Below are 13406 nucleotides of genomic sequence, written 5' to 3'. Positions count from 1 at the left end.
AATTTTCTCGAACTAACATCTATCCTATTGATAAAAAATAAACACTAGGATCCAAGCAACATTCTGACGCTTAAGACCGAAACTGTGTCCACTGGTATAGATTACTTAGGTACAAACCTTGATTTGGTAGATGGCTAAAATGATAAAAGCCGGAAAGATTTCCGGCTTACAAACCAATACTCCATTGGAGCACTCTCTCTAAATAAAAAAGCAAACTCTATCGTAGGATATTCATATGCTCCAGCATGTATTCTAGAACTTCGTTGCTAGAGTCAAGGAGGTTTTCTATCACGTCAAGATGATCGCACTTACTGGCAAGGAAAATACTGCACTCCTGCTGATTATTGAGGACTGCCGCATGATATTCCTTAGTTTGTCGAAAAAACTCAGGGGTATCAAACTCTGGTATAATCAGGTGTAAATGACTTAGAGTCTGACTCGGCGGAAAATCACTCAATAATGGGCTAACCTCCTCTGATGATTCTTTGGTCATTTTAATACTGTCGTTAACGAAGCTGTTTACAAGAGGCCGAATATCAAACAGCCCTGCAATTGAAAATACATCCTTCAGTTTTTGTCTTCCTTCTTGTGTGACCCCAAGTTTGCTCCAGTCTGTTTTATGAAGCATAGAAACTAGCTGACCACCAGCTGAATGCCCCACTAAATAGACAGCAGGAACTCTATTTTTAGCTGCAAAGGAAAGGACCTCTGCGACTGCGAACTGCATTTGTTTAAGGATCGATTCCATAGGAGCATCGTTTGCCCAATCCGTGGCCATTCGATAACCTGGCATATAAACACTAAACCCTTGTTGATTGAATGGTTCAGCAATAAACCCGAATTGCTCTTTAGAAAACCATTGCCACCAACCGCCATGTATGTAAACAACGATTGGAGCATCTTCAGAAATACCTTCAGTTCTATATACGTCCATGGTTCCCAAAAACTCTCCTTCTCCGTAGTTTATCTGGCTAAGCCCAGATCCTACTCTCGCTCTATAACGGTCGCTGTTTTGGGTAGTAAACTCAATATGTTTGGGCAACAATTCCTCAGTAGGTAACCTTTTAGTCCACAACGTGGGATTGTATTGTTCATCTGCCAGCTCACGAGTGAAATATTGTGCCACGGATGTTAAGTGTGTCTTAGTCATTGATTATTCCTCAGAGATTGATTAAGCACATTATTAATGATTTCATTAAGCAACAAAAGAGAGCTAATTTGATACTAACTGTGTAATATTTTTAAACTATGAATAAATTTATGCGTCACATGATCATCTTCACTAAAATAGTTGAGACAGGATCCATTACCGCGGCTGCTCGTGACTTGGGAGTCGGTAAATCGGTAATTAGCCAACATCTAAAGGCGTTGGAAGAAGAATTAGAGGTCTTGTTGCTAAGACGCTCAACACGTCAGCTGCTGCTTACTCCAATAGGAGCAGAGTTTTTTGAGCGGTGTAAAAGAATAAGCGCTCTTGTTGATGAAGCATGGGATGTCGCACGAGTGAGTCAAATTGAGCCAAAGGGAAGCGTTAAGATCAGTTCACCTCATGCGCTAATAGAGCCAGTTGTATCGCCCGCTATTGGACATTTGGTAAGTATTTATCCAGATTTAGTTCCAACTATTTTGGCTAATGATGGCAGTGTTGATTTGTTTGAAACAGGTGCAGATATTGCGATCCATCTCGGAGGATTGCCATCAAGTGATTATAAACAACGCCGAATTGGTAGCTTAAAAAAAGTTCTTTGTGCAAGCCCTACATATATTCAAAATCACGACTTAAACATAACTCAACTCATAAAGAACCCTTCACTACTACACAAATGTGACTATGTCGCAAATATCTGGGAGGGTAAATCCATTCATTATACGTTGGAGCATTCGTCTTCAAGCCATAGTATTGATGTGTCAATGAAGGCTAGTCGCTTTAATGACTCTGTACATTCAGTCATTGCAATGGTTAAAGCTGGCGCAGGCATGGCGCTGATTCCGGAATTTATGTTCGAAAATTTTCAACGTAAAGGTGAGTTAGAAAACGTGTACCCTGGGTATACGCTTTCAGCAGTTCCTGTGTATGCAGTGCACAATTATGGTAGCACGCCTCCTCTGAACACGACAATTTGCACAGACTTTATTGAGAGGCAACTAAGAAAAATCACATAGACACTATGTGTATAGTTATACCATCATATAGGCACAAACTCTGCAGAGGAAGGCTTATTTATTATGTAAATACACCCCATAATAGCTCAGCATTCGGTACAATGATATTCTAGATGAGATGGTTAATGCCCAATCAGCCAATCTCAATACCTTTCTCGCAAGCCTATTTGATTCGCAGCTAGCAGATACTTTTTTAGAAGCTCCGAATAACGATCATATCTCTGTGAAAGTTGAAAACAGCGGCTTGCTCCTCATACCATAAAGCCCCGCATCGCGAGGCTTTGTTTAGCGCAAGATGAATTAATCGAGTAATTCTTTCGCTGTGTTCAGCACATTTTCAGTGGTAAAGCCGAACATCTTAAATAGCTCGCCTGCTGGTGCTGATTCACCAAAGGTTGTCATACCTATGATGCGGCCGTCAAAGCCAACATACTTGTACCAGAAGTCAGCAATACCCGCTTCAATAGCCACACGCGCTGTCACATCTGATGGTAGAACGCTTTCGCGGTACGCTGCGTCTTGTCTGTCAAAGGCATCAGTCGATGGCATAGACACCACGCGTACTTGTGTACCTTGCGCGCTTAGCTCAGCGGCAGCGTCAACTGCAAGCTCTACTTCGGAACCTGTGGCAATTAAAATAAGCTCTGGCTGGCCTTGGCAGTCTTTTAGGATGTAACCACCTTTGGCAATGTTCGCCACTTGCTCTGCGCTGCGCTCTTGCTGCGCGAGGTTTTGACGAGAGAAGACCAGAGCAGTTGGCGCATCTTTACGCTCAATCGCCAGTTTCCAAGCCACAGCAGATTCAACCTGATCACACGGACGCCATGTGTTCATGTTTGGCGTCATGCGCAATGAAGCCATTTGCTCAACAGGTTGGTGTGTTGGGCCATCTTCACCTAAACCAATCGAGTCGTGCGTGTAGACTTGAATGTTTTGGATCTTCATCAATGCGGCCATACGCATCGCATTACGTGCGTATTCCATAAACATAAGGAAAGTCGCGCCGTAAGGGACAAAGCCGCCGTGCAAAGCAATACCATTCATGATGGCTGTCATGCCAAATTCACGCACGCCGTAGTGGATGTAGTTACCTGATGCATCTTCCGCCGATACTGACTTAGAGCCAGACCACATAGTGAGGTTTGAAGGCGCTAAGTCGGCAGAGCCGCCCAAAAATTCTGGCAGCATTTGACCAAAGGCTTCCAGCGCGTTTTGCGACGCCTTACGTGAAGCAATATTGGCAGGGTTAGCTTGCAAATCTGCGATGATTTGGCTGGTTTTTTGTTCCCACTCAGCAGGCAGTTCGCCATTTAGACGGCGCTTAAGCTCTGCCGCTTCTGCTGGGTAAGCTGCAGCATAAGCGTCAAATTTTTCATTCCACGCTGCTTCTTTGGCTGTGCCAGCTTCTTTGGCATCCCACTGGGCATAGACATCCGCAGGGATTTCAAATGGACCATGTTCCCAACCCAATTGCTTGCGAGTAGCCGCAATTTCATCAGCGCCAAGCGGAGCACCGTGACAATCGTGAGAGCCTGATTTATTCGGTGAACCAAAACCAATAATGGTTTTAGTACAAATTAATGTTGGACGAGGATCGGCTTTCGCAGCTTTGATCGCCGCATCGATCGCTTCAGGATCGTGGCCATCAACCGCTGGAATAACATGCCAGCCATAAGACTCAAAACGCTTAGGCGTATCATCAGAGAACCAGCCTTCAACGTGACCATCGATTGAAATGCCGTTGTCATCCCAAAACGCGATAAGCTTACCAAGACCTAGTGTACCCGCCAAAGAACACGCTTCATGCGAGATCCCTTCCATCAAACAGCCATCGCCCATAAAGGCGTAGGTGTAGTGATCGACAATGTCATGGCCTGACTTGTTAAACTGCGCCGCTAGCGTTTTTTCCGCAAGGGCCATACCGACTGCATTGGTAATGCCTTGGCCAAGAGGCCCCGTAGTCGTTTCAACACCTGGTGCGTAACCATATTCTGGGTGACCCGGGGTTTTAGAATGCAGCTGACGGAAGTTTTTCAGCTCATCAATCGACAACGCGTAGCCTGAAAGGTGCAACAAAGAGTATATCAGCATAGAGCCATGGCCGTTCGACAGTACGAAACGGTCACGATCGGCCCATTCAGGGTTTGCTGGGTTGTGATTTAGATGTGAGCGCCAAAGAACTTCAGCGATATCCGCCATGCCCATTGGGGCGCCTGGGTGACCAGAATTGGCTTGTTGTACGCCGTCCATGCTAAGGGCACGAATAGCGTTAGCTAGGTGTTTGCGGGAAGACATGTTTGCTCCTGAGTGCATTAAGCGAAAAACAGATTTGAATGTCTTTTATTCTCTCAAAGCGTTCAGGCCACTGCAAACGTTTTACTGACTAATACACACTCTCTAGTAACTTTAAAAACTAATATAATAATCAACAATATCTGGATAATAAAAGCAAACAATTGAATATGAAATAGTAAAAAAAGCTTGAAATTAGCACTAGCAAAACTAAAATAGACGTCTAGAAGTAGATACACCTACTATTATTGAACCTATTCTATACTAGTGAATAAGCTCATTCACTATCCCAAATTAAAGCGGAGCTATCATGGCTAAACACCTGTTTACTTCTGAGTCAGTATCAGAAGGTCATCCAGATAAAATTGCAGACCAAATTTCTGATGCAGTGCTTGATGCGATTATTGAACAAGACCCCAAAGCTCGCGTTGCTTGTGAAACTTATGTCAAAACTGGCATGGTGATGGTGGGTGGTGAAATCACAACCTCAGCATGGGTAGATATCGAAGAGTTAACTCGTCAAACCGTTCGTGAGATTGGCTACATCAACTCAGAAATGGGCTTTGATGCTGATTCTTGTGCCATTCTAAACACCATAGGTAAGCAATCGCCAGATATTAACCAAGGTGTCGATAAGAGCGACCCTAAAGAGCAAGGCGCCGGTGACCAAGGCATCATGTTTGGTTACGCAACCAATGAAACCGATGTGTTAATGCCAGCTCCTATCACTTACTCTCATCTTCTGGTTCAAAAACAAGCCGAAGTACGTAAAAACGGCACTCTACCTTGGCTAAGACCTGATGCTAAGTCTCAAGTTACGTTCCAGTATGATCAAGGCAATATCGTAGGTATTGATGCAGTTGTACTTTCAACTCAACACAGTGAATCAATCTCTACACCTGAGCTTCGTGAAGCGGTAATGGAAGAGATCATCAAACCTGTTCTTCCTTCTGAATGGTTAAACAAAGATACCAATTACTTCATCAACCCAACAGGCCGCTTTGTTATCGGTGGACCTATGGGTGACTGTGGTCTAACGGGTCGTAAAATCATTGTCGATACTTATGGTGGTGCAGCCCGACATGGCGGTGGTGCATTCTCAGGTAAAGATCCATCTAAAGTAGACCGCAGTGCTGCATACGCAGCACGTTATGTAGCAAAAAATATTGTTGCTGCTGGACTAGCAGAACGCTGTGAAATTCAGCTTTCTTACGCCATAGGCGTTGCCGATCCAACGTCGATTATGGTGGAAACATTCGGCACAGAAAAAGTGTCTAAGGAAGTCATTGTCGAAGCGGTTCGTCAACACTTTGATTTGCGCCCATACGGTCTCCAAGAGATGCTTAATCTTCTTCAACCAATTTATAAAAAGACTGCAGCCTACGGTCACTTTGGTCGTGAAGAATTTCCATGGGAAGCGACAGATAAAGCAGTGCTACTGCGTGAGTTTGCAGGCCTAAATTAATCTAATTTACCTATTAACAAAGGACTTCTGGATATCCAGAAGCCCTTTGTTTTATGCCACAAAAAGCAATAAGCAAATTTGTAATTTTTTGTTAAGGGGTCAATAGTTAACAAAAGGTTAAGAAACGAATGGTAATTTCTTAACCTACAAGTTACAGATGCGCAGCTTAACCAGCGGTCGCAAAGCCGAGCATCGTGTTCCAACACGCCACTTTCAAAGAAAAGTGGTCTATGACTGAGAATCGATCAAGGAGGATATATGCCTCGTACGGTGAACCAACAAGAAGATATAGATCAAAAACAACAACCCGTGCCAGACAGTGAATATGCGCGCACAATCCCATGTAATGAACTCAATGTATCGGCGCCTTTTCATTGGTTATCACTCGGTTTACAAGATTTTATACGTGCTCCTCTAATTAGCGGATTTTATGGTTTATGTTTTATGGCCGCAGCAATAGGAATCGTATTACTTGTTCAGTGGCAAGGTACACATCTGGTCGTAATGCCAAGTTTAATTGTGTACGGATTGATAGGTCCCTTCCTTGCTTTAGGACTCTATGATGCAGCTTGGGAACTGGAAAAAGGTCACAAGCCAAAGCTGTTACACTCAATGAAAGCCATTGGGCGTAACTCTTCGTCACAATGGGCGTTTGCTGTATTGCTCGCAGTATGTATGATTTTCTGGATGCGGATTGCTGCCCTTCTTCATGCTCTTTATCCCTCTGTCCAAGGTGCCCCTATTACCGATTTTCTGCCTTTCCTTGTCATAGGTTCGCTTGTTGGATTTGTCTTAGCGGCCATCGTATTTAGTATTTCAGCCTTTTCCATTCCGCTGATGATGGAGCGCAGAGTCGACATGATGACGGCAGTGTTTACCAGCTTTAACGCTGTCAAATCTAACATTCCAGCCATGATTGTCTGGGCTGGTATTATTTGTGGTGGGATTTTAATTGGATTTGCGACCTACGGGATAGGCATGTTTTTCACTATACCCATTCTAGGTTACGGAACCTGGCATGCTTACCATGATGCAATAAGGAAAAAGCACCATTAGTACTCTTGCTTTGTTCGTTATACTATTCGCCCCATGACTTGGGGCGAATTTATTGGGAGTCGATGTGGACAAAGAACTTAGCTATCGCGCACAACAAATTATGGCAAAGTATGTAGTCATAGCTCAGCAGCACTTTCAGCACTCCTTTGCCATGCCAACAATCAAGTATCGACTCAAAGGCAAAGCAGCGGGAAAAGCGTACTTACAGCTAAATGAAATCCGTTTAAATCCCATTCTTTTCATAGAGAACCAACAAGCCTTCTTACAGGAAGTGATTCCACATGAAGTTGCTCATCTTATTACCTATCAGGTATATGGCAGAGTCAAACCCCATGGAAAAGAGTGGCAGAACATAATGACATCCGTATTTGGTGTCAGCGCCAACACCACTCACGATTTTGCTCTAGATTCAGTGCAAGGAAAAATCTATCAATACCAATGCGGATGTCAGATCCACCCACTCACCATACGTCGCCACAATAAAATTCAGCGCAATCACAATTCGTATAGCTGCAAAATCTGCCAACAAACATTAATTTACATGGGGTCATAACTATTTAACGCTAGTTATCTACTTGATGACGCTAAGCCCACTGCAAAGCCAACAAAAACCCCACCGCTAACTTTGTTCATTCTCAGCTTATTTTTTTCCGTTGAAAGCTTATTCTTAGCCTTGTGCGCAATAAAAGAATAAACACTGTGAATCAAGACTACGAGACAACTGAATGTCACCGACATTACAAGCAACTGAATGGTGTGATCTTTTGATGCATCTATAAACTGTGGAAACACCGACATAAAAAATACGATAGCTTTAGGGTTTGAAATAGAAACCAAGAATCCTTCGCAAAAACACCGAGAATAAGAATGATGACTAGAACCAAGCGTAACTTCAAATGAAGGCTTTGCGCGCCACGTTTTCACGCCTAAATATAATAAGTACATAGCACCAAAAAACTTAATTAGGCTGAAAGCAAAAGCAGATTGAGTCAATATCACGCCCAGACTAGTCGCAGAGATAGCAGAAATAAAAAGAATCGCGGTCGCTACTCCAAATATTCCACTCAATGCTTTTTTACGACCTTTTTGTACCGAGTTATTGAGCGTAAGCATGACAGCTGGTCCAGGCAGAGATATAGTCGCTCCAGCTAGGCACACATAAAGAATATAACTTTCCATATATTACTCATATCAGTTAGCAATGATTGCAACACCCGTAATCAGCATCACCCATTGCTTAAATTTACGTCTTATTTTTATGTAAAGCCATTGAAATTAACAGACTTGATATTTAAATATTTGAACTACCACTTAATCGATTGGTTTTGTCATACTGGATTTAATGGCTAAAGGAAAGCCATGTTTTTGTATAGCTCGAGAATAAAGCTATCCCTACGGCTCCTATTTCTACGCCCTTCCCCCTTGTTTTTTACTTCTAACGCATCCATGTTAGGAGTTAAATTACTTCTTTTCCGGATATTTACCCTGATGCGAATCCCACGAATTTATCACCCTCAAGCAATCACTCAGCTCGGAAACCTAAACCTAAGCGAAGATGCAGCAGGCCATGTGGGAAGAGTTCTGCGCATGAAAACCGAACAGCAAGTGACACTCTTTGATGGACTAGGGGCAGAGTTTCCCGCTGTCATCACAGAAGTCACCAAAAAGGCCGTTCAAGTAGAGCTTACTGAGCGCATCGAGCGAAGCAGCGAATCCCCACTTAACCTTGATTTGGGGCAAGTGATATCGCGTGGTGATAAGATGGAATTCACCATCCAAAAGTCGGTTGAACTCGGCGTCAATACCATCACTCCGCTAATATCGGAAAGATGTGGGGTAAAACTCGACCAAAAGCGCTTTGATAAAAAGCTGTCTCAATGGCAGAAAGTTGCCATCAGCGCTTGTGAACAAAGTGGCAGAAATATCGTCCCTGAGATCCGCCCTGTCATGTCATTAGAGCAGTGGTGCACAGAGGAGTACGATGGTTTAAAACTCAATTTACACCCAAGAGCAAAATATTCGATTAATACTCTACCGACACCCGTTGACAAAATACGTCTGCTTATTGGCCCAGAAGGAGGGCTGTCGAGTGAAGAAATCGAAAAAACAAGACATTACCAGTTTGAGGAGATCCTACTAGGCCCACGAGTGCTACGCACGGAAACGGCTGCTTTAACTGCTATAACAGCCCTACAAGTTCGCTTTGGTGATCTTGGCTAATGGAGAAAACAATGATCAAATTAGGCATAGTGATGGATCCAATAGAGGCCATCAACATCAAGAAAGACTCAAGTTTTGCCATGATGTTAGAAGCTCAGCGTCGTGGTTACGAGATCCACTACATTGAAATGGCTGATCTTCATCTTGATCAAGGCGTTGCGATTGCAGACACCAAAGTCGTTAGTTTAAAAGAAGATCCAAATGATTGGTTTGAATTTAAATCTCAGCAAACCATTGAGCTAGGGAGTCTTGACGCAATATTGATGCGTAAAGATCCTCCGTTTGACACAGAATACATCTACGCAACCTACATTTTGGAACGTGCAGAACAGCAAGGTAGCTTGATCGTTAATAAGCCGCAAAGTCTACGTGATTGTAATGAAAAGCTATTTACCGCTTGGTTCCCTGAACTGACGCCGACTACAATTGTCACTCGTAAAGCGGAAAAAATTAAGCAATTTCGTCAACAGCATGGAGATGTGATCCTTAAGCCATTAGATGGCATGGGAGGTGCATCTATTTTTCGAGTCAAAGCTGAAGACCCAAACGTATCTGTGATCATTGAAACCTTGACCAATCATAGCCAGAACTATGCTATGGCACAAACCTTTGTCCCAGACATCAGCAATGGTGACAAACGGATTCTGATTGTCGACGGTGAAGTTATGCCGTATTGCCTAGCTCGTATTCCGGCAAAAGGGGAAACTCGCGGTAACCTTGCCGCAGGTGGAACAGGGGAGGCAAGGCCCCTTACTGATACAGATAAACAGATAGCTGCGGCTGTAGCGCCTACACTTAAAGAGAAAGGTTTGATATTTGTAGGTCTAGACGTCATTGGGGATAAGCTGACTGAGATAAATGTAACCAGCCCAACCTGTATTCGTGAAATAGAGGCTGAGTTTGATATCTCAATAACGGGCAAGCTAATGGATGCAATAGAGCGTCGTATCGGCAAGCAGTAACTGCCCAAGGATCATGGGTACGTAAATGTACCTTAGTTTACGCTGGAGTAACTATGAATTTAACCAACCACTTTTTAGTTGCGATGCCAGGGATGAAAGATCCCTACTTCCAACGCAGTGTCATCTATTTGTGTGAGCACAATGATGACGGAGCTATGGGTTTAATGATTAATGCTCCTATCGACATCACAGTGGGTAAAATGCTCAAACAAGTTGATGTTGAGGCAGCGCAGCCTCAACTCAAAACAGGTAGTCTAGAAAAACCCGTTCTCAATGGTGGACCTGTATCTGGCGACCGAGGATTTATTCTCCACCAGCCAAAAGATCATTATGAATCTAGTATTCAAATGACTGACGCTATATCTGTCACTACATCGAAAGATATACTGGCAGTACTCGGCACAGAAGAAGAACCCACTGAGTATATCGTAGCTTTGGGTTACTCTGGGTGGGAACCTGGGCAACTGGAAGTCGAGCTTTCTGAAAACTCTTGGTTAACCATTGAAGCCGATCCTGATGTGATGTTTAACACCCCCATCAATGAACGCTGGCAAAAAGCCGTACAAATGCTCGGTATCGATGCCTCCCAACTATCCAGTGATATTGGTCACGCCTAACATTTTTATTTATTATTATGTCTAAAACAATTATGGCTTTTGACTTCGGCACCAAAAGTATTGGTAGTGCTATAGGCCAAGAAGTCACTGGTACAGCCTCCCCTCTTAAGGCATTCAAAGCCAATGATGGTATTCCTAACTGGGATGACATTGAAAAGCAGATTAAAGAGTGGCAACCCAATTTATTAGTGGTCGGTTTGCCGACAGATCTCCATGGTAAAGATCTTGAAAGTATTACACAAAGAGCACGGAAATTTGCCAAAAGGCTGCACGGTCGCTTTGGTTTGCCAGTGGAACTTCATGACGAACGGCTTTCAACCACAGAAGCCCGATCAGATCTCTTCAACAGAGGCGGCTACAAGGCGCTGAGTAAAGGCAATGTCGACTGTCAGTCTGCAGTCGTGATCCTTGAAAGTTGGTTTGAAGCCCAATATGGTTAGCTGAAATATCGAGCTCAATTAATCCATATCGATTTTCACGTCGGATAAAGCACCACCACCAAAACTATCCCCTCGGTTCGTTTTGAGCATGATGCGCAAATCATTCGCTGAATCAGCACTGTGAAGCGCATCATCTTCTGTGATCTTATCATCGATAACCAACTGATACAGCGCCTGATCAAACGTCTGCATGCCCGATTGTTGGGATTTAGCCATGGTCGCTTTAAGCTCATGAAGATCGCCGCGTCGGATCAGATCCGAGACTCTTGGGCTATTTAGCAAGATTTCAAACACACCATGTCGACCATTGCCATTTTTATCGCGAAGCAATTGTTGAGCGATCACACCTCGTAAGTTCATCGACAAATCGAATAAAAACTGCTCTTTTTGCTCTTTAGGTACAAGGTGAAGAATACGTTCAAGCGCTTGATTGGCATTGTTTGCGTGTAACGTCGCCATACACAAATGACCCGTTTCAGCAAAACTCATCGCAAACTCCATCGTTTCTCGAGATCGTATTTCACCGATCAAAATCATATCTGGGGCCTGCCTAAGAGAATTCTTCAACGCCACTTCATAACTGTCGGTATCTAGACCAACTTCACGTTGAGTAACAATGCATTTATCGTGTTCATGTACAAACTCTATGGGATCCTCAACGGTAAGGATATGCCCACTTCGATGATGATTCCGATACCCTGTCATGGCCGCCATAGTGGTCGATTTACCAGAACCTGTCGCACCCACTACTAAAACCAACCCACGTTTGGCAATCGACAAATCTCTTAAGGTTTCTGGGAGTTTCAATTGCTCAAAAGTCGGAATACTCGTCTCGATACGTCGAATGACAGCACCAGGTAGCTCACGTTGGAAAAATGCCGAGACCCTAAAACGGCCAAAATCTTTCACGACAGCAAAATTGGCTTCTCTGCTTTGGGCATATTCCTTTTGACGCTCCTCATCCATCATGCTGTGTAACAAAGTGAATACCGCTTGAGATGACAAAGTATCACCAAGGGGTTTCAATTCCCCGTTCACCCGATAGAGAAGAGGTGCATCGACAGTGATATATAAATCCGATGCCTTTTCACTCAACATCCCTTGTAAGCAAGCATTGATATCCATTATATCCTCTCTTACATCATTCCAGATTCAGCTTCAATTTTCTTCGCCACTTCTTCAGCATCAACAAGTCCCTGAGCAATCAATTGCTTCGAATGCTGCTCCATCGTCTGCATACCATGCGCCGCACCGGTTTGAATTACAGATTGCATCTGAGCGACTTTGTCTTCACGGATTAGGTTTCTAATCGCTGGCGTCGCCATCATAATCTCATGGCAAGCTACTCGGCCCCCGCCCACTTTCTTTAGTAGCTTCTGTGCAATAACGGCTCTGAGTGATTCTGAGAGCATAGAGCGAACCATACCTTTATCACTACCTGGAAATACATCAATGATACGGTCAACGGTTTTCGCAGCTGAACTGGTGTGTAAGGTACCAAACACAAGGTGCCCTGTTTCCGCTGCAGTAAGAGCAAGACTTATTGTTTCTTGATCTCTAAGCTCACCAACCAAAATAACATCAGGATCCTCACGTAAAGCACTACGCAAGGCATTGTTGAAACTGTGAGTATCTTTATGTACTTCACGCTGGTTTAACAGACATTTGTTATTGGTGTGTACAAATTCAATTGGATCTTCAATGGTCAAAATATGTTTGTTGTGGTTGCGATTAATGTAATCAACCATGGCAGCCAGTGTCGTAGATTTGCCTGATCCAGTTGGTCCTGTCACAAGGATCAAACCTTTTTCCATATTAGAAATACTTTCAAAGATCGCAGGCGCTTCCAATTGTTCTAAAGTGGGGATCACAGTAGGTATAGTCCGAAATACAGCAGAGCATCCTCGCGATTGATTAAACGCATTAACACGAAAACGACCAACATCTGGAAGTTCAAATGAAAAATCAACTTCTAAATGTTCCTCAAATTCGCTACGCTGGGAGTCACTCATAATATCTGAGATTAATCGATGAACCTCAGAATGACTCAATGCTGGTACTCCAAGCTTTCTGACTTCTCCATCAATACGTATCATTGGGGATACACCTGCAGAAAGATGTAGATCTGACGCGTTATGCTTTACACTAAAGTCCAGTAATTCAGCAATATCCATTTCAACCCCTTACTAAA

The 13406-nt window shown here is 43.5% G+C and carries 13 protein-coding genes; 8 read left to right on the top strand and 5 right to left on the bottom strand.

All coding sequences use genetic code 11. The annotated features are described in order from the left end of the window. Nucleotides 1–217: 217 nt before the first annotated feature. The gene (locus FIV01_RS02030; RefSeq protein ID WP_152429503.1) at nucleotides 218–1150 is read right to left on the bottom strand and encodes an alpha/beta hydrolase; all 933 of its coding nucleotides are present in this window, start codon (nucleotides 1148–1150) and stop codon (nucleotides 218–220) included. Nucleotides 1151–1260: 110 nt separating this feature from the next. Between FIV01_RS02030 and FIV01_RS02025 the strand changes: the two genes are divergently transcribed. Then, nucleotides 1261–2163: a LysR family transcriptional regulator gene (locus tag FIV01_RS02025; protein WP_152429502.1), complete on the top strand. Its 903-nt coding sequence runs from the start codon at nucleotides 1261–1263 to the stop codon at nucleotides 2161–2163. A gap of 300 nt (nucleotides 2164–2463) precedes the next feature. Here the strand turns inward: FIV01_RS02025 and tkt are convergent, their stop codons facing one another. Then, on the bottom strand, nucleotides 2464–4458 hold the full coding sequence (gene tkt, locus FIV01_RS02020) for a transketolase (RefSeq protein WP_152429501.1): 1995 nt from the start codon (nucleotides 4456–4458) through the stop codon (nucleotides 2464–2466). 307 nt (nucleotides 4459–4765) lie between these two features. On the opposite strand from tkt, the gene metK reads away from it, so the two are divergent. From metK to FIV01_RS02005, 3 genes are all read left to right on the top strand, one after another. Then, nucleotides 4766–5920 carry a methionine adenosyltransferase gene (metK, locus tag FIV01_RS02015; RefSeq protein WP_152429500.1) on the top strand — a complete coding sequence of 385 codons (1155 nt, stop codon included), beginning with the start codon at nucleotides 4766–4768 and terminating at the stop codon, nucleotides 5918–5920. Between the two features lie 258 nt (nucleotides 5921–6178). Beyond that, nucleotides 6179–6976, top strand: a complete 798-nt coding sequence (locus FIV01_RS02010) for a DUF2189 domain-containing protein (protein ID WP_152429499.1) — start codon at nucleotides 6179–6181, stop codon at nucleotides 6974–6976. A 64-nt stretch (nucleotides 6977–7040) separates the two neighbouring features. Further along, nucleotides 7041–7529, top strand: coding sequence for a SprT family zinc-dependent metalloprotease (locus FIV01_RS02005; RefSeq protein ID WP_152429498.1), 489 nt, complete (start codon nucleotides 7041–7043; stop codon nucleotides 7527–7529). Nucleotides 7530–7543: 14 nt separating this feature from the next. On the opposite strand, the gene FIV01_RS02000 is transcribed toward FIV01_RS02005, so the two are convergent. Further along, on the bottom strand, nucleotides 7544–8155 hold the full coding sequence (locus FIV01_RS02000; RefSeq protein WP_152429497.1) for a LysE family translocator: 612 nt from the start codon (nucleotides 8153–8155) through the stop codon (nucleotides 7544–7546). 309 nt (nucleotides 8156–8464) lie between these two features. Here FIV01_RS02000 and rsmE point away from each other — a divergent pair, with 309 nt between their 5' ends. Genes rsmE through ruvX form a run of 4 tightly spaced genes read left to right on the top strand, consistent with a single transcriptional unit; the run spans nucleotide 8465 to nucleotide 11215 of the window. Continuing rightward, the gene (gene rsmE / locus FIV01_RS01995) at nucleotides 8465–9196 is read left to right on the top strand and encodes a 16S rRNA (uracil(1498)-N(3))-methyltransferase (protein WP_152429496.1); all 732 of its coding nucleotides are present in this window, start codon (nucleotides 8465–8467) and stop codon (nucleotides 9194–9196) included. Between the two features lie 11 nt (nucleotides 9197–9207). Further along, nucleotides 9208–10158 (top strand): glutathione synthase, encoded by a 951-nt coding sequence (gene gshB / locus FIV01_RS01990; protein ID WP_152429495.1) that lies wholly within the window; start codon nucleotides 9208–9210, stop codon nucleotides 10156–10158. Nucleotides 10159–10211: 53 nt separating this feature from the next. Further along, on the top strand, nucleotides 10212–10775 hold the full coding sequence (locus tag FIV01_RS01985; RefSeq protein ID WP_152429494.1) for a YqgE/AlgH family protein: 564 nt from the start codon (nucleotides 10212–10214) through the stop codon (nucleotides 10773–10775). A 17-nt stretch (nucleotides 10776–10792) separates the two neighbouring features. Next, nucleotides 10793–11215, top strand: a complete 423-nt coding sequence (gene ruvX / locus FIV01_RS01980) for a Holliday junction resolvase RuvX (protein WP_152429493.1) — start codon at nucleotides 10793–10795, stop codon at nucleotides 11213–11215. Between the two features lie 18 nt (nucleotides 11216–11233). Here ruvX and FIV01_RS01975 read toward each other — a convergent pair whose 3' ends face one another. Both FIV01_RS01975 and FIV01_RS01970 read right to left on the bottom strand, forming a co-directional pair. Beyond that, the gene (locus FIV01_RS01975) at nucleotides 11234–12340 is read right to left on the bottom strand and encodes a PilT/PilU family type 4a pilus ATPase (RefSeq protein WP_152429492.1); all 1107 of its coding nucleotides are present in this window, start codon (nucleotides 12338–12340) and stop codon (nucleotides 11234–11236) included. 11 nt (nucleotides 12341–12351) lie between these two features. After that, complete coding sequence (locus FIV01_RS01970; protein WP_114787444.1) at nucleotides 12352–13389, bottom strand: type IV pilus twitching motility protein PilT; 1038 nt, start codon at nucleotides 13387–13389, stop codon at nucleotides 12352–12354. Nucleotides 13390–13406 lie beyond the last annotated feature (17 nt).

Origin of the sequence: Vibrio aquimaris, from assembly GCF_009363415.1 — a bacterium.
Lineage (GTDB): Bacteria > Pseudomonadota > Gammaproteobacteria > Enterobacterales > Vibrionaceae > Vibrio > Vibrio aquimaris.
This window is presented reverse-complemented; position numbering and strand designations above follow the sequence as displayed.

Bases quoted from the DNA above. Each gene is read 5' to 3' on its own strand.
- FIV01_RS02030 (WP_152429503.1), bottom strand. From the start codon at position 1,150: ATGACTAAGACACACTTAACATCCGTGGCACAATATTTCACTCGTGAG.
- FIV01_RS02025 (WP_152429502.1), top strand. From the start codon at position 1,261: ATGCGTCACATGATCATCTTCACTAAAATAGTTGAGACAGGATCCATT.
- tkt (WP_152429501.1), bottom strand. From the start codon at position 4,458: ATGTCTTCCCGCAAACACCTAGCTAACGCTATTCGTGCCCTTAGCATG.
- metK (WP_152429500.1), top strand. From the start codon at position 4,766: ATGGCTAAACACCTGTTTACTTCTGAGTCAGTATCAGAAGGTCATCCA.
- FIV01_RS02010 (WP_152429499.1), top strand. From the start codon at position 6,179: ATGCCTCGTACGGTGAACCAACAAGAAGATATAGATCAAAAACAACAA.
- FIV01_RS02000 (WP_152429497.1), bottom strand. From the start codon at position 8,155: ATGGAAAGTTATATTCTTTATGTGTGCCTAGCTGGAGCGACTATATCT.
- rsmE (WP_152429496.1), top strand. From the start codon at position 8,465: ATGCGAATCCCACGAATTTATCACCCTCAAGCAATCACTCAGCTCGGA.
- gshB (WP_152429495.1), top strand. From the start codon at position 9,208: ATGATCAAATTAGGCATAGTGATGGATCCAATAGAGGCCATCAACATC.
- FIV01_RS01985 (WP_152429494.1), top strand. From the start codon at position 10,212: ATGAATTTAACCAACCACTTTTTAGTTGCGATGCCAGGGATGAAAGAT.
- ruvX (WP_152429493.1), top strand. From the start codon at position 10,793: ATGTCTAAAACAATTATGGCTTTTGACTTCGGCACCAAAAGTATTGGT.
- FIV01_RS01975 (WP_152429492.1), bottom strand. From the start codon at position 12,340: ATGGATATCAATGCTTGCTTACAAGGGATGTTGAGTGAAAAGGCATCG.
- FIV01_RS01970 (WP_114787444.1), bottom strand. From the start codon at position 13,389: ATGGATATTGCTGAATTACTGGACTTTAGTGTAAAGCATAACGCGTCA.